Origin of the sequence: Nostoc sp. (assembly GCF_036918245.1) — a bacterium.
GTDB lineage: Bacteria > Cyanobacteriota > Cyanobacteriia > Cyanobacteriales > Nostocaceae > Nostoc.
The window spans coordinates 244,433-262,325 of sequence record NZ_JBALEF010000036.1; the positions used below are offsets into that span (position 1 = coordinate 244,433).

The window sequence follows — 17,893 nt, forward strand, 5'->3', positions numbered from 1 at the left end:
GTTAGGAGTGATGAGTTAAGAGTGATGAGTTAAAAAAGCAAAGCTTAAAAGTTAAAAGTCAAAATAAATTAGTATTTACTTAACTCCTAACTCCTAACTCTTAACTCCTAACTCCTAACTCCTAACTATTAGTTAGGCGCAATGAAAGGCGGCGCAACTGACCTCGTATACTAGCGTCAATTACCTGCGAACCTACTTTAATGATCACACCACCAATTAACTCGCTGTCTACCCTGGTTTCTAGTTCTACCTGGCGAGCATTCGAGATGGCGATGACCTTTTGGATGATTGCCTGCTGTTGAGCTTCTGTGAGGGGAACGGCTGAAATTACTTCCGCTAATACGGTTTGATTCAGCTGCCGCAACAGCGCCAGATACTGTTGAAAAATATCTTCCAAGAATGCAATGCGCCGCTTATCTACCAGTATCAGCAAAAAATTGCGTAAGTAGGGATTAGAACCTTCACCGAGTATTTGTTTGATGAGAGCTTTTTTGTTCTCAGACTGAATAAACGGGTTGCTGAAGAAGTTGTGTAGCTGTTTGTCTGCCCTGAGCAGTCCCAGGAAAGTCCGCGCATCTTCCCCAAACTCTTCTGTCAAGTTTTTCGATTGCGCTATTGACAAAAGTGCCTGTGCGTAAGGTTGGGCTACTTCGGCTGACGCTACCTGAGTTGTCATACATTGCCTCCCAGTTGTGCGATGCTGCGGTCAATTAAACCTTGTTGAGCATCGTCGGCAATCCCGCTTTTGAGTTGCGATTCGACTTTTTGCAATGCTAGTGTAGCTACCCGTTGCCGCAGTTGAGCGATCGCTCGATCAGTTTCACTGTTTAAATCTGCTGCTGCTGTTTGTTTTAAGCGTTCTACGTCTTGCACTGCCTTCGCTAACAAGGCTTCTTTCGCCTTTTGGGCGTTTTCTGTGGCAGATTTGCGGATGCGTTCTGCCTCTGCCTGAGATTGCTTCAATTGCTCTTGCGCTTGGGAAAGGGCAGTCTTTGCCTCTTTTAAGCGCCCTTCTGCTTCCTGAATTGCAGTGGCAATATTGGATTGTCGCTCGTTCAGGATATTGCTTAAAACCTTACGTCCGAAGTAGAATAGTATGCCAATCAGAATCGCTAGATTAATTAGATTGGTTTCAAAAATGTCTAGGTTTAGACCGAAACCACCTTCTGCTGCGCCTTCTGCCAATTCAGAGTGAACAGCGTTCGCTTCTGCGGCAAGTAATAAGAATGTCCCCATGATACCCATTTACAAGTGCGCTGCTCGCTGCTAATACGTTGTATTTTCCCGAAGGGAAATTAAGTATCTATTTCCCCGCAAGGAAATTAAGTATCTTTCCCCAGAAGGGGAAAAAGTGCCTTTTTTGACACTTAATTAAGCGCTCTGGACTAGTGGCCAGTTGCGCGTATGCTTTCACAGAACCAGTCTAGTTAGCTTATCTAACTGGAGTTGGCCCCAATAGTTTTTCTAGAATCTGCCTGCTTAAAGCATCAACTTGTTGCTCTAAGGTGCGAAAAGCTTCCTGCTTTTGTTGTTCTATTTCAACAGAAGCTTGTTCTCGTTGAGTCTGAGCTTCCTTTTGGGCTTCAGCGATTTTCTCGGCAGTAATTTTTTTAGCTTCCAGTTGAGCTGCCTCTACAGTCGCTTGCGATTGTCTGCGAGCGTCTGCGAGTTGCTGCTCATATTCGGTAGCCAAGCGCTCGGCTTTAGCCAAGCTCTCCCGCGCTTCCAGGGTATTCGTTCGGATATAATTATCGCGATCGTCTAGTACCTTGGTCAGTGGCTTATAGAAAATTGCATTCAACAAAGCTGCTAAGAGCAGGAATTGCAATGCCATGAAGGGCAAGGTAGCATCGAAATCAAACATTTGTCTCCTCTTTGGCTGGAGTAGCAGTTTTCCTGGCTAGCAACATCATCCAACCTTTCATAATTTTAGAGACCCATAGCCAATAAGGGTCAACTGAACATTAGAACTATTAAGATACCCAAAACATTTCGATTGTAGAGGCGTGATGGTTCACGTCTCCACACTCACAAAAACTTTCAGGTATTAGGCGAAGGGGTTAGCAAACAGCAATACCAGGGCAATCACTAGACCATAGATAGTCAAGGATTCCATGAAAGCCAAGGTTAATAGCAGAGTACCGCGAATTTTTCCTTCTGCTTCAGGTTGACGAGCAATACCTTCTACTGCTTGTCCAGCAGCATTTCCCTGACCAATACCAGGGCCAATTGCAGCTAAACCAATCGCTAAAGCAGCAGCGAGAACTGAAGCAGCCTGAACTAATGGATCCATGTTGATTTTCCTTGCTTTGATTACAAAACTAACAAACATTACGTTAACGACTAGAAACGTGTTTTTCACGCTGCACCGGGTTCTTTAAATCGCGCTTTGCGATGTTTTGAGCGAACATGCTCTGGGAACTGTGCTATCAACTGAGAAGTTTAATGCTCCTCATGTTCTTCTGAGCCATGCCCCTCCATTGCCTCATGAATGTATGCTCCGGCTAGGGTGGCAAAAACCAGGGCTTGAATGGCACTGGTAAATAAACCTAAGGCCATTACAGGCAGAGGTACAAATAGAGGAACTAGCAGCACCAGCACCGCTACTACCAGTTCATCCGCCAAAATATTACCAAATAGACGGAAGCTTAGGGAGAGGGGCTTGGTGAAATCTTCTAAAATTGCGATCGGCAACAAAACAGGTGTTGGCTCTATATATTTCTTAAAGTAGCCCAAACCCCGTTTGCTAAAACCTGCGTAAAAGTACGCTAAAGAGGTCAGCAGTGCCAATGCAACAGTCGTATTGATGTCATTGGTGGGAGCTGCCAATTCACCCGAAGGTAGCTTGATGAGCTTCCAGGGAATCAGCGCACCTGACCAGTTCGATACGAAAATAAACAAGAACAATGTGCCAATAAATGGCACCCAAGGGCGGTACTCTTTCTCACCAAGTTGGTTTTTAGCCAAATCACGAATAAATTCTAGGGCGTATTCCATCAAATTTTGGATGCCCTTGGGAATTCTTTGTGCGTTGCGAGTAGCAGCTATTGAAGCCACTACTAGAATACTAATCACAAACCATGAGGTGAGAAAAACTTGCCCATGAATTTTAAGATTGCCCAACTGCCAGTAGAAATGATGTCCTACTTCTAATTCGGCGAGGGGAAAAGAATTAAAGGCGTTTAAGACACTAAGCATTTGCATTCTTCAAGCATTTTCCCCAACGAGCGAGGATGGGATTACTATCTTTGTGAGCCTGACTTTTTAAGAATCAGGAATGAACGCAATTTGCACCATATAGACGAGGAGCGTGGCTTTGTAAGTTAGAAATCCCAAAAAAATGGGCAAAATCTGTAGCTCACGCCATTGAGTTGCCACGATCATCACTCCCATAAACAGAGCAAAACGAGTTTTGCTCAGACTGGTTTTCTCACTACCGAGCTGCTCAACGTCTCTAGCCAACATTTTTAAGTAAACCACACCTGTACACGACCCAATTAAATAATTTAGGGCAATGTTTAAGGAATAAAAAATCCACACAGAGATAAAAATAACCCCCGTCAAGACAAGCGTGATTACCAACAATCGCTGGAAGAGTTGATGGAACTCTTGCATGGAGTTACCTGATTCTGTGTCTTCAGAACCAGTTTTAGCATCTTGTTGCGTTGTCGGAGTGGGCGCAATTGATTCGTCAGACAAGCTCACGGGACTTGAAACCAGTACAGTTAAATATGATGACTGCACATTCAGTCAGCTGAATCATATCACGATGCGGTAACAATACTTTAGGAAAAAACAATTAACTTCTTGTCAACATTCGGAGAGTAAGTACCGACAGACTAAAGCCTACAGCACTTTTACCAAGTTCGCCGAGGTGTACTTGGTGAAAAAGTAAGGGTTTTATAAGATATTCATAAATAGAGGGCAGGCAAAATGCCCGCCCCACAATAGTCTTGGGTTGAATATACCTCTCGATTAAATTATCTTGGCAGTCCGCAGACCGAACAGCAAACCTACAGCTAAACCAAAGAATAAACCCAAGAAGACGATATAAGATACAATTGCAAACATTTATTGCTCTCCAGAATACTTCCTAAATCTATTGAATCATTAGTTGTTGGGTATTGGGCATGGGGCATGGAGCATGAGGATAGATAAGAAATAGTACTGCACTTCTTTGCTGCTTCCCTGCTTTTTACCAATGCCCTATGCCCTATGCCCTATGCCCATTTCCTAGATTGCGATACAATACAGCCCACGGGCGCTTGTTTGGGGTTGGGCAATGACTTCTGTAATTAATGTAAATCTACCTGAGCAGTCTTATGAGATTGCGATAACTTCGTTGAGCTACGCTAACGCACCTTCAAGTTTAGATCAACTAGGTCAACAGATGGCCAGTCTCGAGCTGGGCAAGAAGGTATTGCTGGTTTCTAATCCGGCGATTTTTAAGCATTTTGGCGAAAGAGCAATTACATCCCTAACATCTGCTGGATTTGAAGTTGCTAGCTGCAATCTACCACCTGGTGAACGCTACAAAACCCTCAATTCCATCCAAAAACTCTATGATGTAGCCTTGGAAAACCGCCTAGAACGTTCTTCTACGATGGTAGCTTTGGGCGGAGGTGTCGTTGGGGATATGACTGGCTTTGCAGCTGCAACTTGGCTACGCGGTATTAATGTTGTCCAAGTGCCTACCTCTTTGTTGGCGATGGTAGATTCGGCAATTGGCGGCAAAACTGGCGTGAATCATCCCCACGGTAAAAACTTAATTGGGGCATTCCATCAACCGCGCTTGGTTTTGATTGACCCAGATGTGTTAAAAACTCTACCTATGCGTGAGTTTCGAGCAGGTATGGCAGAAGTTATTAAGTACGGTGTGATTTGGGATGCCGAATTGTTTGCCCAGTTGGAAGCAAGTAAACGCCTCGACCAACTCCGCTATGTCAAACCTGACCTAATAACCAACATATTAACGCGCTCTTGTCAAGCTAAAGCTGATGTTGTTGGCAAAGATGAGAAAGAAGGCGGATTACGCGCAATTCTCAACTATGGACATACCATTGGTCATACAGTGGAAAGTTTGACTGGTTATCGTTTAGTAAATCATGGTGAAGCGGTGGCTATTGGTATGGTAGCAGCCGGTCAAATTGCTGTGGATTTGCGACTGTGGCACAAGGAAGACACAGAACGTCAAAATGCTTTAATTCAAAAAGCGGGTTTACCTACTCAGTTACCAAATGGGGTAGATATTGAAGCAATTATTGAGGCGTTGCAATTAGATAAGAAAGTCAAAGCGGGGAAAGTGCGGTTTGTTTTACCAACAGAGATTGGTGTAGTAACAATTACCGATGAAGTGCCATCGGATATTATTCGGCAAGTGTTGCGAGGAATGTGAATAATTTGAAGAAGAATTCAGGAGTCAGAATAAAAATTAGTTGCTCTGTCCTTCAATTACGAATTACGTTAGCGTAGCGTTAGTGACTCCTCTCCCTTGGCGTTAGCCTCTCCCTTTGGGAGAAGGGGAGACGCTAAGAGCGAACGAGCGTCACGAGCGTCATTATGAATTACGAATTATTGAGCCATGATACTCCAAGCAAAGAATCAATTAACCTTACAAGAGTTCTTAAATCTTACAACAGGTGAGGGAGATATAACTTATGAGCTTGTTGACGGTCAAGCAATTCCTAAGATGTCACCAAAAAAATTCCACTCGAAACTTACCCGCGCCCTTCTCAATTTAATTGAGCAATGTTGTGAGGGAAAAGGAGAAGTTTGCCCAGAATTAGCTGTCGCATTAACTCGTCGAGGACGAGATTGGATGCCAATACCTGATATTTTATATATTTCTAATGAACGTTTACCCCTTGATTGGGAGCAAGAAGGAATATGTTCTATTCCTCCTGATTTGGTGATTGAGATTATTTCGCCAGGACAAACCTTTGGACAAATGGCGGCTAAATCCAAAGACTATTTGGATGCTAAGGTGCTGCGGGTATGGGTGGTAGATAGTAAAGCCAGAAGCATTACTGTTTTTTATCCAGATGCAGCACCACAAACTTATATGGGAGAAGAATTACTCACAGATTCTTTGTTTGAAGGACTGGAATTTACTGTTGAGCAAGTGTTTCAAAAGGCGAAAATTCCATTAGATGCCGAATAGCACACTTTTTGCATCTAGCACAATTCTCTTGCTTTCAACATCCATAGAAATTTAAAGTGACGGAAGTTTGCCTACCTTTAGAAACTTGCTTGAGCAACTTGTCTGGTTAATTGAGATGGTAACTGGTTTTACGCCGCACTTTACGAATAGTTTAGCTGATTAATTCATCCATTTGTAGGAGGTAATTAGCAAGGTAATAAGTATACTTTATTTATAATCAGACCAACACTAATATGGTTGGAAACTGTATTCACGCAACAGATGTATAAACTATGTTAAACCTAATATTCACAGGATGTATAAAAATAAAACTATTGGTGGTTTCAACAGCTTTTCTACTGGCTGTACAGACTTCTGCCAATGCTGAACAAGCAGTTCCTAATTTAACTCCAGGACAAGCTCAACATTTCTCCCGTGACTTAGTGCCATATAATTCTCAAGACTTTTTTAGACAAGGAAAAGATTCAATTGAGAAAGAAATTCAAATTCTTAATCAGAGGCAACAGCGCCCAATTAAACCTATTCTCAAGATTGATTCAGTACCGCAAAGCAAAAGACCACATACTCAGCAAAAACCCCAACGTCTTATCTAAGTAAAAATCATCACCCTTCTATGGCTCCTTCTTGTGCTGTTAATTCTTAAGCTGTAGCACATTAACTACATCCCCAGGCATCAGAATTACTATGTTTTGCTTTTGTATAACAGAGGTTTTGTATTTTAAAGAAATTTGCAACATAATTTTACAATCTTATTCGTCTAGCAAACTCATCAACGCCTGAATTTCAATGTCTTGCTCTTGCGGCTCTGATAATTGAGACTGTAGCTTTAATAATTGACTCTGTAATTCTTTTGCTACATGAAGCATATCAGACTCTTGTGCAATTTTTAGCTGATTTTCTTTAATTTTGATTTTTTTCAGCAAGTTATTTTCAACATGAATTGAATTGTAATGTTGAGCAATCATAGCTTTACATTTATTATCAATCTATGGAGTGCAATTAAGTTTACCACCTATGTATTATTCCACACTTTTCTCATTTTTTAAATATAGCTATTCTTAGTGAGCTACAAAAACCCTACCCTTAACCCATGCAAGCAAGGAAGGGACTATGATGTACCCGATATGATTAGGAAAGGTTGTATAAGATTGATTGACTTAAGGCGGATTTTTAGGTAGACACATTGACTTGTCTGTAGTTCACCGAGTCTTGTAGATATGTTAAAAAATTTTTTCGTGAACAGTATGAACTTAAAGTTGATAAAAAAAAATATTTACACCTTTGTAAAAATTATATCTACAGTGCTTATAACCAGCGCAATTGGATTGGAATCGTGGAATATTTATGCAGTAATAAATAATATTAATGTACCAGCCAGCCTTAATCTAGTTTTTTGGATTGAGCGTTTTGCTATGATCAGCCATTTTATTGAGAGCATTATAGCAGCTTTTTATGCACCTTCAAGACAAAAGATGCCAATAAAATATGCTACTTATACTTTTTTTGTAGGCACAATTGGGTTGTTAGAACTGTTTGATCGGCAGGATGACTATTGACGGTTCTACGCCTTGAAGGTATGGGTTTTTGGATTAGGTTGGTTGGTAGGGTGCGATCGCACCCTACGTACAAAGATTATAAGTAATTAAATATACGCTACTAAACAAAACTCAGATGTGGACTTTCTCAATGAATGTAGGTAACTAATGAATCTGACACTCGGAAGGGAGTATAGTTTGTATAGTTAGCTTTATTGCTGAAATTTTAGTTTGCCACTAAGGAATTAAAAAATGTCTACTGATACTGACATAGTTGCTTACGTTGAAGAAAGTGAGTTTGATGTCGTTTTAAACGGAAGTGAAGAGAAAGTTGTTGTCGTTGATTTTACTGCTACTTGGTGTGGCCCCTGTCGTTTAGTTAGTCCGTTAATGGATCAACTTGCCCAAGAATACAAAGGTCGCGCTAAAGTCGTTAAGGTAGACGTTGACAACAATAAGCCAATTTTCAAAAAATTCGGTCTTCGCAGTATTCCAGCGGTTTTAATTTTTAAAGATGGTATTTTAGTAGAAACTATAGTGGGGGTTTCTCCTTACGAAGACTTTAGCAACGCTGTTCAGAAGCTTGTTTAGCTAATTCGTAATACTTCGGCTACGCTCAGTACAAGTTCGTAATTCGTAGAGAAGATCATTAAGGATTACGAATTATTTTAACCATTTACTTTTCGCCTATAATGTGCTTGGAGTAAACCAGTAGAATATTGTTGTGAGTTAATCAGCTCCAATTTTACTTCAGGGATAGGTGGTGGGAAAAGATATATACCGCCACCTAAGATAGTTGGAATAGTTGAAATGATATATTCGTCAATCAAGCTGTGCTGAAGAAACGAGTTGATTAATTTTGCGCCACCAACTAGCCAGATATTTTTAAAACCTTGAGCCTCTATATTAGCTAACGCCTGTTTTACTGGGTCAGAAACAAACACAATGTCCTCACGATCGGATTGGAAATTACGCTGGGTGAATACGAAGGATTTTTTTTCTGGATAAGGCCATTGATCAAAACCCAGCCCTACTTCATACGTCTTGCTGCCTAAGACGATCGCATCAATCGATTCGTAAAAATCAGTGTACCCGTAGTCTTCACCTTCTGTATCAAGGATTGATAGCCAATCAATTCCACCATCGCTGCGAGCAATGTAGCCATCCAAACTAGCTGCAATGTAAAGTGTAACTTTCGTCATTGTGCTTGGTGAATTTAGTAGTTTGCACTCAATTAATGCAAGCGAACGCAGGCTTATTTTTTCTACAGGATTTTAGCCTTTGTTGATTTATATCACAAAAGAGCGATGTCTACGATGGTCACTGAGCTTTGTCGTTCGCGCAGCGTCTCGTAGAGAAGTGCGGGCTACGCCTACGCTTACCCAATTACTTACGTTTTTTGATTGTGCGATTTAAAACGACCTGCAATAAATTCTCGCTGAGATAAATGCTTTGTATTGCGTCTGGTGACTCGCTCTCGCCACATCTTGAAACTAGATTCTTTCATTTCGCGCCTCATTAGGGCAATTACCTGTTTCTCCAGCAGCCCAAACTGAGCCTCAATAGCATCAAAAGATGTTCTATCTTCCCATGCCATTTCAATGATGCGATCGATGGTTTGTGAATCGAGGTTAGGTAGTTTCATTCTTTTGCTGGCAATTGATAAATTCGAGCTATATATATTTTACTTTTCGTTTTGAAGAACTGTTGTCTCTGCTGCACCCAGTTGGAGAGCATAAAGGTTGGCATAAACACCCTGCTGATTGACGAGTTCGGCGTGAGTACCCTGTTCGACAATTTGTCCCTGCTGAATTACTAAAACCTGATCTGCCTGAGTAACTGTACTGAGGCGGTGGGCAATTACGAAACTGGTACGACCTTGGAGCAAACGGGCGATCGCACTTTGCACTAGCGCTTCTGTTCGGGTATCAATACTGCTGGTGGCTTCATCAAGAATCAGAATTTGGGGATTAATTAATACCGCGCGAGCAATACTGATTAGTTGTCGCTGTCCTTGGCTCAGAGGCGCTCCCCGTTCACCTAATTGAGTTGTATAACCCTGTGGTAGTGAGGTAATGAACTCATGCACATTTGCCAGTTGTGCAGCCGCTTCGATATCAGCTTGGGTGGTGTAAGGAGCGCCAAAAGCAATGTTTTCGGCGACGGTGCCGGTGAACAAAATATTATCTTGCAGGACAATGCCTATTTGACGGCGCAGACTTGCTTGAGTCACGCTACGCACATCAATATCATCAATTTTCACTGCACCGCCAGATACATCATAGAAGCGCAAAATCAAATTAATAATTGTACTTTTTCCTGAACCGGTTGGCCCGACTAACGCAACCATCTGTCCTGGATAGGCGTGCAAATTTACCCCTTTGAGAATCAGTTGATCTGGGTTATAGCCAAACTTGACATTCTCGAATGTTACTTCACCTTGAATAGGCGGCATTTCTGTGGCATCGGGTGCATCTTTGAGTTCTGACGGTTCATCTAGTAATAGAAAGATTCGCTCTAATCCGGCGAAGGCAGATTGAGCTTGGGTGTAAAACTGGCTGAGAATTTGGATCGGGCGGAAGAATTGCTGGACGTAAAGTAAAAAGGATGTCACCACACCCACTGTTGCAGCTCCTGTTACCGCCAGATAACCGCCATAGGCTAATACGCCTGCGGTTGCTAGTGTGTTGAGAAAATCGATAGAGGGCAAGAAGGCTGAAGTAATTGCCACAGCGTCAACGTTGGCATCTCTATTGGCGGCGTTAAGAATGTCGAATTCTTCGATATTCATCTGTACACGATTAAATGCTTGCGCTTCTCGCACACTGCCAATATCTTCTTCTAACTTGGCGGAAAGTTCCCCAATGGTTTGTCGGGTGACGCGAAATCTGGTTCTTGCCCAACGTGCAAATAAGCTTGTGGTAAAAATCATCAGTGGTACAACTAGATTGCTCAATAAACCAAGTTGCAGGTTGATTGAGAGCATTGCAATCACAATGCCAACTAAACTGAAAGTGTTGCCCAGCATTTGGGCAATCGTCAGTCCAAATGCTTGATTCACGGTGTTGACATCATTCAGCAATCGGCTCATTAAATCGCCTGCTTCGCTGCGATCGAAAAAGCTGAGTGGTAGACTTTGGATTTTAGTGAAAATATCTTGCCTCAGTTGAGCCAGCAATCGCTGCATAATCCAGCCGACTCGAAGAATTTGACCCCGAATTGCTAAGACGCCAAGTCCATAGTTCAGCCCTAGTAGCCCTAATAACAGCAGCAGTCCTTGCAAATTCCCTTGTGCAATCAGATGGTCGATCGACCAGCCAATAAAGAATGGCCCAACTGCCTGAGTTAGGGCACCAATAAATACTAATGTCAGGGCGATGGGAATTTCTTTGCGATAAAGTAGCGCGTATTGCAAAAAGCGCCGCAGGGTGGAGGGTTGCTGACTCGCGTTTTCCTCAGATGCAACAACGGGAATAGTGCCTCTCATAAAAATTTTGGATTTTAGATTTGGGATTTGAGATTAAAAGTCTTTATTAGAAAGCTGCGATCGAATTTTCCAGCTAGAGTAATTATGCTATGGCGCTTCTGAGTTGAGTGCAATACAGACCTAACAAGAACAGCCCCTTCCCTGCAAGGGAATGGGAGTGAGGTTTTCCTAGATCCTGTGAAAAGTCAGCATTGTCAGTCGAAACAATGGCATTGTCAGTCGAAACAATGGCATTGTCAGCCCAAACAATGGCATTGTCAGCCCAAACAATGGCATTGTTAATCGAAACAATGGCATTGTTAATCGAAACAATGGCATTGTCAGCCGAAACAATGCCATTGTCAGCCGAAACAATGCCATTGCTACTCTAAAAGACTTGTGTGTACACCGTAGCCTTTTAGGAGAGAAGTCAAAGTGGATTGCGTCCAAACTAGAACCGCTATAATTGGAGATCATTTTTTCTCCTTCGGCTTTACTTGAGATTCCAAAATTACACCGTAGAGTGGGCTGCTTTGCATCAATTCCTCGTGAGTGCCTTGTGCTACCAATCGTCCTTTGTCTATGAGAAAAATGCGATCGGCATTTTTGATGGTGCTAATGCGTTGAGCTACTACAAAGGTTGTACAAGCTTTTTGGCGCATTAAGCCATCTAGTTTGGCTTGAATTTGGGCAGCGGTTTTGGCATCTACGGCCGAGGTACTATCGTCCAAAATCAGAATGCTGTAATCGGTTAGTAAGGTACGAGCGATCGCAATTCGCTGCTTTTGTCCACCAGATAAGCCCACGCCCCGTTCGCCCACAATCGTCTCGTAACCATCGGCTAGACCGCTAATAAAATCGTGCATTTGGGCGGTTTTTGCAACTTCAATCACCTGCTCTAAAGTTGCATCAGGTTTGGCGTAGGCAATATTTTCGCGGATTGTGCCAGAGAAGAGGGTGGTTTCTTGAAATACAATGCCAATACGCGATCTGAGGCTTTTGAGTGTGAAACTTGTTACATCTCGTCCGTCAATACGAACTGCTCCCTTAGTGGCATCGTAAAAGCGGGGAATCAGGTTCATAATTGTGCTTTTTCCGGAACCAGTCATGCCTAAAACGGCGATTAGCTCGTTAGGCTTGGTTTCAAAGGATACTTCTTTAAGAGTTTCGGTTGTCGCTCCTGGATAGCGAAAGGAAACATTTTCAAAGGTAATTCTACCACCGCAGGTGTCAAATGGGACAGCGCCGGGGCGATCGCGAATTTCTACCTCTGCATCCACAACTTCATAAACACGTTCTGCAGAAGCAGCTGCTTGAGCGATCGCGGGTGCGGCAAATCCAATTAACAAAATCGGTTGGAGAATCAATGCTAGGTAGGAGTTAAACGCCACCAGTTCGCCAATGGAGAACCGATTTCCAATCACCTGCGCTCCCCCATAGGCGAAAACTGCCAGTGTTACTAAATTACTCAGCAAAAAGATCAACGGGAAGGTAGCACGGATGGCGCTAATGGTCTTCATGTTTGCCTTGACTAGGCCATCATTCAGAGTTGTATAACGCGACCTTTCGGTTGACTCCCGCACAAAAGCTTTCACTACCCGGATTCCTAGCAAGTTCTCTTGCAATACAGCATTCAGGTTGCTCAGTTGCTCTTGTACTTGTCGAAAAAGCTTATTATTTTGGTTGATGAATCGCGCCATTAACCATGCAGCTATGGGCACTGCTGTGAGAGTAATTAGTGCTAATCGCCAGTTCATCACCAGCAAAAGCACCGAAATACTCACCAATGTCACCATTGAACCGATGACCTGAATTAAGCTAGTGCCAATAAAGGTACGAATCTGCTCAATGTCGCTGGTGACGCGGGTTAGCAGTTGGGAAGTCTGCGCCTGGTCATGAAAGCTGAAACTGAGATTTTGAATCTTGCTGAAAATTTTGTTTCGCAGGTCATAAGCAACACCCTGAGACGCTGCTTCTGCTAAATAGCTTTGTCCAAAATTAAATACACCACGAGCGATCGCTGCAACTACCATCCAGGAAGCACTGTATAGCACAACTTGGAGGTTTTTTTGCGTGATACCCTGATCAATTCCCCACCGAAATAGTTGTGGGGTTACAGCGTTGGCGATCGTCAACAGCAACAGGCTGACTAATGCTCCCAGTGAAGTCCAACGGTAAGTGCTCAAACTTTTAAGCACGCGCTGGGTTGACTTTATCGACGAAGTTTCCTGGAGTTCTGGTTGCTGAACCACTGCAATTCACCCCTGTATCATTGGAAAATTATCTCGTACTTTGATTGTAAAAAACCAATTTATTCTTTGAGAGTGGAGAATGTGAGATAGAGAACAGCCCTGTTCTTTGTGATGAAAATTCCAGGTTTTGAGACAGTGGCATGGGAGAATACATTTTTAGCAAGCATTGCGGCTAATCAATTTCAAGACCGAAGAAAACCAAAGAACAAGAATAATGGCTCAAAATTTTCATAGGAATTCCCAACTCCCCTTAGATATTTCACCTGCTATCAGTCGCACAGCAAAGCCAAGTTCTGAGTTCTACTCTCTTTTTTCTGAAGAAGAAGTTTTAGGGATAATTCATGCATTAGAAGTCAGACGAGAAATCCCTCTCAAGTATTCGTACAAAGGGAGAGGTGCAAAAATTTGGGACGATTTCTACCTAAAATATGTTATTCCTAGATGGTATGGAAGAGCAAATGTAGAAATTGACCTTTTAAAAGATAATTTTAAATATCTGAATGGCAATATAAACAGTGGTGAAAAAGTAAATATTATAGACGTTGGTGCAGGTAACTCCTATCCAGTTAAAAGGTTTATCCGCAGACTGAACAAATTAGGAAAGGTTAATAAATATATTGCTTTAGATATTAGTGAAGAATTACTCTATTTATCCAAAAATAATTTTAAAAAATGGTTTCCACTAATCGAGTTTATCAGTTCTACAATTGACATAGAAAGTAGTTGTGTACCCAAAACTTTGTTCCAAAATCAAGCTAGCCTTGAAATGGACGACACAGCAAAAATATTTTTACACTTAGGAGTTACCATTGGGAATCATCAAAATAGAGAGGAGGTGTTCAAAAACTTTAGAGATAGCATGGGAAAAAATGATTTTTTAGTATTCACTAACGAAACAGGTTCTAACTCTAAATGGGACGGAATAGTTAGAGGTGGCTGCAAGTATCATGTAGAAGAAGTCTATGGATGGGTTAAAAAGAAGATTGGGATTAAATCTGAAGATTGTGAACTGGTGAGAAAGTACGATTTAAAAACAGATAGTATTGTTGCTAATCTTAAACTACGTCATGATTACACTATAAATTTTAGTCAGATGGGGATAGATAAAAATATTGAAATCTCTAAAGGTGAAGAGATTACTATTTGGCGACATCACAAGTATGAAATACCCAAACTGTTGCAAGAACTAGAACGTTCTGGACTACAACTTCTTCACTATACTACTAACAAATACAAATCACATATTATGGTGATTTGTAAGGTTGCTAGTAACTAAGTTCTTCAAGTAGACTTACTCTGTCATCTTCAAAATACTGAACTTACAGAACCTTGGCGTATACCGTGGTTCTCGCATGGGTAAGGTGCAGACAAAAATAATTAACCACAGATGAACACAGATACTCGTAGGGACACAGCAATGCCCATTGGTGTCAACTTAACGTGAAAGCCAGCCTATAACCAGCTTTTAGATATTGTCTCGTTCCCAGTCTCCGACTGGGAATGTCGTCCTTGGGGCTGCCGCCTCCCTTGCTGGCGGCAGAGCCACCAGGAGCAGCATTTCCAGCCTCTGGCTGGAAACGAGGTTTTAAAGAATTTTCAGCTTAAGTTGACACCAATGAACAATGCCGTGTCCCTAGCCATGTACCTATTCAAATGAGAATCGCTATAACTTAGATACGATAATGGCAGCTAGTAGAATTTTTTAGGTCTTTTAACGAAGATTTTTCTGATCCGTATCTAATATCATATTAAATATTTCTGATGATGCTAAAAAATCAGTTAAACTTGGTTTGTGTATCAATTAAATGTACATCAAACGTGGTCTAGGTTCAGGAACTGGACGCCCCAAATCTTTAGCAGTTTCTATCCATTCCTGCACAACTAATTCTACATTATGCAGGGCTTCTTGATAAGTATCACCGTCAGCAGCACAGCCTGATAACTCTGGCACTTCAGCAATAAAGGCTTGATCTAATTCACTCCAATAGAGAATAATTTCATACCGAAACATCATTTTTACTTCCTAGCTTATATTTGAGAATCACTGCCCGAACTTGTTTAATTTGATAGCTTTTGGCTTTTCCTTTTTTATGTTGCAGGTTCAATATCTCCTCAACATCGGCTTTGACAAAAATACGATGATCGCCACGAATCCGTTCTTCAAAACCTAGTGTATATAAAAGTTGCCACAGTTGGGCGAAGGGGATATCTGTATCAGAAGTCCCAGAGAGAATTTTTTCTAATAGTTTGTCTTGCTGACTCACGTTTTTCTGACTGTCTTAATGTTTCTATAGTCTCATATTTATTTAAAATCAGGGTATCCAAAAGTAAATCTATCATTTTGCTCCTGAGTTAGAGCATCCCTGATGACAATGACTAGTCCAGTTATCAGGGCAAACTTTAGGCTTGGATACTGCTCTACTAATTTACTTGATTTGAAAAAATACTAATTATCTGGATGTTACAGTTGCTTTTTTTGAAGCAATATTTGGCAGCGAGTTTAATTTTGTCACACCAGTTTCGCCTCTAGTGGAGTGTATCATTTATCTTGACGAATGATGCTCATTTACCCTTTTTACTGGGGTTGTCAGTCTTAATATCGGCTCGATTTATACTTTCACGACTTTTATAGAATCCTTTAGCGTAACATTCCATAGAAAAGGTATCACCAATTTATAGGTGATGTAGGCAACTACAGAGGGCAAATTGTTGAGATTGCTCATATCATAATGCTGAGGTATAAATCCATCTCAGTTAATAATGTTATTGAGTAAAAAATATTACACAAATATGCAAAACCAGTTTCTAAGTGCAGTTGCATTTTTAACCACGATTAGTTTGACAACAACCGTACAAGCAGCAAATTCTGAACATGTTAAACAGTTATTGGCAACCAAACAATGTCAAAACTGTGATTTGACGAGTGCAGGTTTAGTGATGGCTGATTTATCTGGAGCCAATTTAAGCGGTGCTAATCTCACAGGTGCTAACCTCAGCCGCGCAAACTTGAGCGGTGCAGATTTGCGGGGTGCAAACTTAAGTGGCGCGAGTTTATTTGGCGTTAACCTGAGCGAAGCTAAATTAAATGGGGCAAATTTGACGGGTGCTGATTTGAGAAATACTTATTTAGCAAATGCAGAAATGACTGGCGCTTACTTGAATGGGACTAACTTCCAAGGTGCAGTTGCTATACCATCACAAATTGCTTCACCAGCAGAATTTTATGCTTTGGGTGTAGCAGAAGGGCAAAAAGGCAACCAACAGCAAGCAATCAGTTATTTTAATCAAGCGATCGCAATTAAACCAGAATATGCAGATGCTTATCTAGCTCGTGGTGTCGCCCGTTACCAAATACTAGATAGACAAAGTGCATTCCAAGATGCTCAAGTTGCAGAAAAATTGTTTACATCCCAAAACAACAGTACTGGAACCCTAACAGCCCAAGCTTTTATCAAAGAACTGCAAACGCCCATTAATGAGAAGATAAGTACTGGTAAGCCCAACTTCGTTGACTTTTTGGGAAGTATTGGCTCAGTCTTGCTTCAGTTCTTCCCTTTTTAAAGAGGATAATAACAGTTAACAAATGACAAAGCGCAAAGTCTGAGCGCCGGCTTCCGGCGAACAGAACTTTGTAAGAGAGGACAAATGACAAATGACTTATCTAAAGAATTATGGGCAGCAAATCAAGACTTAGCCCAAGTTTGCCTAGAGCATCCTTTCGTTCGAGGCATTGGTGATGGTACTCTTGAGCGAGCTAAATTTGCATACTACGTAGGGCAAGATGCTTTTTTCTTAGAAGCTTTTGCGCGTGCCTACAGTATCGCCGCAGCTAAAGCACCAGACTGGTTAGGTTTCACCACATTTCATAATTTAGCTAGTGGAATTTTAGAAGAACTGCGGCTGCATAGTGGCTATGCTTCTGAGTGGGGAGTCAATTTGTATTCTGTAGAACCTGCATCTGCCACCCGCCGCTATACTGATTTTTTGTTAGCAACTGCTTGGAGTAAAGATGTAGGTTTAACTGCTGCGGCGATGTCTCCCTGTATGCGTTTGTATGCCTTTTTAGGAGAAAAATTGGCTTCTAACGGTATTCCTAATCATCAATATGCAGACTGGATTCGTACTTATAGCAGCGCAGATTTTCAACCATTAACACAACAATTAGAAAATTTGGTTGACAATTATGCTGCTACCAATTCTGTTGTGCATTCAACTTATCGTTATGCGATGTTTTGTGAGCGCGACTTTTTTCAGGCTGCGTGGATATTCAGTTGAGCAAATTCATATAGCAAAGTGCTGAGTGCTGAGTAAAAACCCAGTTTTTTCACGGCTTTGAGCGATCAACACTGTCCTAACATATCTGACTACGGCTGTATCTAGCAACCTTTATAGAACCCATTTGACATCTAAGAAGGTGCTGCAAGCCTCTTAATCATTAGCCTGATGAAGCAGAGATTGAGTTTGGCAGTGGCACTAACCA

23 protein-coding genes are annotated in these 17,893 nt (G+C 41.6%); 9 read left to right on the forward strand and 14 right to left on the reverse strand.

What is annotated here, in order from left to right; genetic code table 11:
* Positions 1–121: 121 nt before the first annotated feature.
* The 7 genes from atpH to petL form a co-directional block, all read right to left on the reverse strand.
* Complete coding sequence (gene atpH, locus V7L12_RS08585; RefSeq protein WP_335083856.1) at positions 122–676, reverse strand: ATP synthase F1 subunit delta; 555 nt, start codon at positions 674–676, stop codon at positions 122–124.
* Positions 673–1,245 carry a F0F1 ATP synthase subunit B gene (locus tag V7L12_RS08590; protein ID WP_334822081.1) on the reverse strand — a complete coding sequence of 191 codons (573 nt, stop codon included), beginning with the start codon at positions 1,243–1,245 and terminating at the stop codon, positions 673–675. Before V7L12_RS08590 ends, atpH begins: the two co-directional genes overlap by 4 nt.
* Positions 1,246–1,432: 187 nt before the next feature.
* Complete coding sequence (locus tag V7L12_RS08595) at positions 1,433–1,864, reverse strand: F0F1 ATP synthase subunit B' (protein WP_292781174.1); 432 nt, start codon at positions 1,862–1,864, stop codon at positions 1,433–1,435.
* Positions 1,865–2,047: 183 nt separating this feature from the next.
* Positions 2,048–2,293, reverse strand: coding sequence for an ATP synthase F0 subunit C (gene atpE / locus V7L12_RS08600; protein ID WP_013192016.1), 246 nt, complete (start codon positions 2,291–2,293; stop codon positions 2,048–2,050).
* Between the two features lie 149 nt (positions 2,294–2,442).
* Entirely contained in the window at positions 2,443–3,204 is a 762-nt protein-coding gene (gene atpB / locus V7L12_RS08605; protein ID WP_334822079.1) for a F0F1 ATP synthase subunit A, read from the reverse strand.
* A 60-nt stretch (positions 3,205–3,264) separates the two neighbouring features.
* A complete protein-coding gene (locus tag V7L12_RS08610) occupies positions 3,265–3,705 on the reverse strand; it encodes an ATP synthase subunit I (RefSeq protein ID WP_335083859.1) in 441 nt (146 codons plus the stop codon).
* 270 nt (positions 3,706–3,975) lie between these two features.
* A complete protein-coding gene (gene petL / locus V7L12_RS08615) occupies positions 3,976–4,071 on the reverse strand; it encodes a cytochrome b6-f complex subunit PetL (RefSeq protein WP_334907096.1) in 96 nt (31 codons plus the stop codon).
* 211 nt (positions 4,072–4,282) lie between these two features.
* On the opposite strand from petL, the gene aroB reads away from it, so the two are divergent.
* The 3 genes from aroB to V7L12_RS08630 all read left to right on the forward strand — a co-directional run bounded on the left by aroB (position 4,283) and on the right by V7L12_RS08630 (position 6,753).
* On the forward strand, positions 4,283–5,395 hold the full coding sequence (aroB, locus tag V7L12_RS08620; protein ID WP_335083861.1) for a 3-dehydroquinate synthase: 1,113 nt from the start codon (positions 4,283–4,285) through the stop codon (positions 5,393–5,395).
* Between the two features lie 186 nt (positions 5,396–5,581).
* On the forward strand, positions 5,582–6,160 hold the full coding sequence (locus V7L12_RS08625; protein WP_335083863.1) for a Uma2 family endonuclease: 579 nt from the start codon (positions 5,582–5,584) through the stop codon (positions 6,158–6,160).
* Positions 6,161–6,477: 317 nt separating this feature from the next.
* Positions 6,478–6,753, forward strand: a complete 276-nt coding sequence (locus V7L12_RS08630; RefSeq protein WP_335083890.1) for a hypothetical protein — start codon at positions 6,478–6,480, stop codon at positions 6,751–6,753.
* Positions 6,754–6,909: 156 nt separating this feature from the next.
* On the opposite strand, the gene V7L12_RS08635 is transcribed toward V7L12_RS08630, so the two are convergent.
* Positions 6,910–7,125: a hypothetical protein gene (locus V7L12_RS08635; protein ID WP_335083865.1), complete on the reverse strand. Its 216-nt coding sequence runs from the start codon at positions 7,123–7,125 to the stop codon at positions 6,910–6,912.
* Positions 7,126–7,404: 279 nt separating this feature from the next.
* On the opposite strand from V7L12_RS08635, the gene V7L12_RS08640 reads away from it, so the two are divergent.
* On the forward strand, positions 7,405–7,716 hold the full coding sequence (locus V7L12_RS08640) for a hypothetical protein (protein WP_335083867.1): 312 nt from the start codon (positions 7,405–7,407) through the stop codon (positions 7,714–7,716).
* Between the two features lie 231 nt (positions 7,717–7,947).
* Positions 7,948–8,286: a thioredoxin gene (gene trxA / locus V7L12_RS08645; RefSeq protein ID WP_335083869.1), complete on the forward strand. Its 339-nt coding sequence runs from the start codon at positions 7,948–7,950 to the stop codon at positions 8,284–8,286.
* Between the two features lie 77 nt (positions 8,287–8,363).
* Here the strand turns inward: trxA and V7L12_RS08650 are convergent, their stop codons facing one another.
* From V7L12_RS08650 to V7L12_RS08660, 3 genes are all read right to left on the reverse strand, one after another.
* Complete coding sequence (locus V7L12_RS08650; protein ID WP_334823012.1) at positions 8,364–8,897, reverse strand: dihydrofolate reductase family protein; 534 nt, start codon at positions 8,895–8,897, stop codon at positions 8,364–8,366.
* A gap of 188 nt (positions 8,898–9,085) precedes the next feature.
* Complete coding sequence (locus V7L12_RS08655) at positions 9,086–9,340, reverse strand: TIGR03643 family protein (protein ID WP_334823010.1); 255 nt, start codon at positions 9,338–9,340, stop codon at positions 9,086–9,088.
* A 39-nt stretch (positions 9,341–9,379) separates the two neighbouring features.
* Positions 9,380–11,182 (reverse strand): ABC transporter ATP-binding protein, encoded by a 1,803-nt coding sequence (locus V7L12_RS08660; RefSeq protein WP_335083871.1) that lies wholly within the window; start codon positions 11,180–11,182, stop codon positions 9,380–9,382.
* Between the two features lie 191 nt (positions 11,183–11,373).
* Here V7L12_RS08660 and V7L12_RS08665 point away from each other — a divergent pair, with 191 nt between their 5' ends.
* Positions 11,374–11,553 carry a hypothetical protein gene (locus V7L12_RS08665; RefSeq protein WP_335083873.1) on the forward strand — a complete coding sequence of 60 codons (180 nt, stop codon included), beginning with the start codon at positions 11,374–11,376 and terminating at the stop codon, positions 11,551–11,553.
* An 81-nt stretch (positions 11,554–11,634) separates the two neighbouring features.
* Here V7L12_RS08665 and V7L12_RS08670 read toward each other — a convergent pair whose 3' ends face one another.
* Positions 11,635–13,413, reverse strand: a complete 1,779-nt coding sequence (locus V7L12_RS08670; RefSeq protein ID WP_335083875.1) for an ABC transporter ATP-binding protein — start codon at positions 13,411–13,413, stop codon at positions 11,635–11,637.
* A 214-nt stretch (positions 13,414–13,627) separates the two neighbouring features.
* Here V7L12_RS08670 and V7L12_RS08675 point away from each other — a divergent pair, with 214 nt between their 5' ends.
* Positions 13,628–14,689: an L-histidine N(alpha)-methyltransferase gene (locus tag V7L12_RS08675; protein WP_335083877.1), complete on the forward strand. Its 1,062-nt coding sequence runs from the start codon at positions 13,628–13,630 to the stop codon at positions 14,687–14,689.
* Positions 14,690–15,214: 525 nt separating this feature from the next.
* Here V7L12_RS08675 and V7L12_RS08680 read toward each other — a convergent pair.
* Complete coding sequence (locus V7L12_RS08680) at positions 15,215–15,427, reverse strand: type II toxin-antitoxin system HicB family antitoxin (protein WP_289795047.1); 213 nt, start codon at positions 15,425–15,427, stop codon at positions 15,215–15,217.
* Positions 15,411–15,677, reverse strand: a complete 267-nt coding sequence (locus V7L12_RS08685; protein ID WP_104908170.1) for a toxin HicA — start codon at positions 15,675–15,677, stop codon at positions 15,411–15,413. The genes V7L12_RS08680 and V7L12_RS08685 overlap by 17 nt, the downstream gene beginning before the upstream one ends.
* 526 nt (positions 15,678–16,203) lie before the next feature.
* Here V7L12_RS08685 and V7L12_RS08690 point away from each other — a divergent pair.
* Positions 16,204–16,974: a pentapeptide repeat-containing protein gene (locus V7L12_RS08690; protein WP_335083880.1), complete on the forward strand. Its 771-nt coding sequence runs from the start codon at positions 16,204–16,206 to the stop codon at positions 16,972–16,974.
* A gap of 84 nt (positions 16,975–17,058) precedes the next feature.
* Complete coding sequence (locus tag V7L12_RS08695) at positions 17,059–17,688, forward strand: TenA family protein (RefSeq protein ID WP_335083882.1); 630 nt, start codon at positions 17,059–17,061, stop codon at positions 17,686–17,688.
* Positions 17,689–17,893 lie beyond the last annotated feature (205 nt).

Coding starts and splice junctions, on each gene's coding strand:
- aroB (WP_335083861.1), top strand. CDS start 4,283: ATGACTTCTGTAATTAATGTAAATCTACCTGAGCAGTCTTATGAGATT.
- V7L12_RS08595 (WP_292781174.1), bottom strand. CDS start 1,864: ATGTTTGATTTCGATGCTACCTTGCCCTTCATGGCATTGCAATTCCTG.
- V7L12_RS08590 (WP_334822081.1), bottom strand. CDS start 1,245: ATGGGTATCATGGGGACATTCTTATTACTTGCCGCAGAAGCGAACGCT.
- atpH (WP_335083856.1), bottom strand. CDS start 676: ATGACAACTCAGGTAGCGTCAGCCGAAGTAGCCCAACCTTACGCACAG.
- atpE (WP_013192016.1), bottom strand. CDS start 2,293: ATGGATCCATTAGTTCAGGCTGCTTCAGTTCTCGCTGCTGCTTTAGCG.
- V7L12_RS08660 (WP_335083871.1), bottom strand. CDS start 11,182: ATGAGAGGCACTATTCCCGTTGTTGCATCTGAGGAAAACGCGAGTCAG.
- V7L12_RS08655 (WP_334823010.1), bottom strand. CDS start 9,340: ATGAAACTACCTAACCTCGATTCACAAACCATCGATCGCATCATTGAA.
- V7L12_RS08635 (WP_335083865.1), bottom strand. CDS start 7,125: ATGATTGCTCAACATTACAATTCAATTCATGTTGAAAATAACTTGCTG.
- petL (WP_334907096.1), bottom strand. CDS start 4,071: ATGTTTGCAATTGTATCTTATATCGTCTTCTTGGGTTTATTCTTTGGT.
- trxA (WP_335083869.1), top strand. CDS start 7,948: ATGTCTACTGATACTGACATAGTTGCTTACGTTGAAGAAAGTGAGTTT.
- V7L12_RS08695 (WP_335083882.1), top strand. CDS start 17,059: ATGACAAATGACTTATCTAAAGAATTATGGGCAGCAAATCAAGACTTA.
- V7L12_RS08690 (WP_335083880.1), top strand. CDS start 16,204: ATGCAAAACCAGTTTCTAAGTGCAGTTGCATTTTTAACCACGATTAGT.
- V7L12_RS08625 (WP_335083863.1), top strand. CDS start 5,582: ATGATACTCCAAGCAAAGAATCAATTAACCTTACAAGAGTTCTTAAAT.
- V7L12_RS08650 (WP_334823012.1), bottom strand. CDS start 8,897: ATGACGAAAGTTACACTTTACATTGCAGCTAGTTTGGATGGCTACATT.
- V7L12_RS08680 (WP_289795047.1), bottom strand. CDS start 15,427: ATGATGTTTCGGTATGAAATTATTCTCTATTGGAGTGAATTAGATCAA.
- V7L12_RS08675 (WP_335083877.1), top strand. CDS start 13,628: ATGGCTCAAAATTTTCATAGGAATTCCCAACTCCCCTTAGATATTTCA.
- atpB (WP_334822079.1), bottom strand. CDS start 3,204: ATGCAAATGCTTAGTGTCTTAAACGCCTTTAATTCTTTTCCCCTCGCC.
- V7L12_RS08640 (WP_335083867.1), top strand. CDS start 7,405: ATGAACTTAAAGTTGATAAAAAAAAATATTTACACCTTTGTAAAAATT.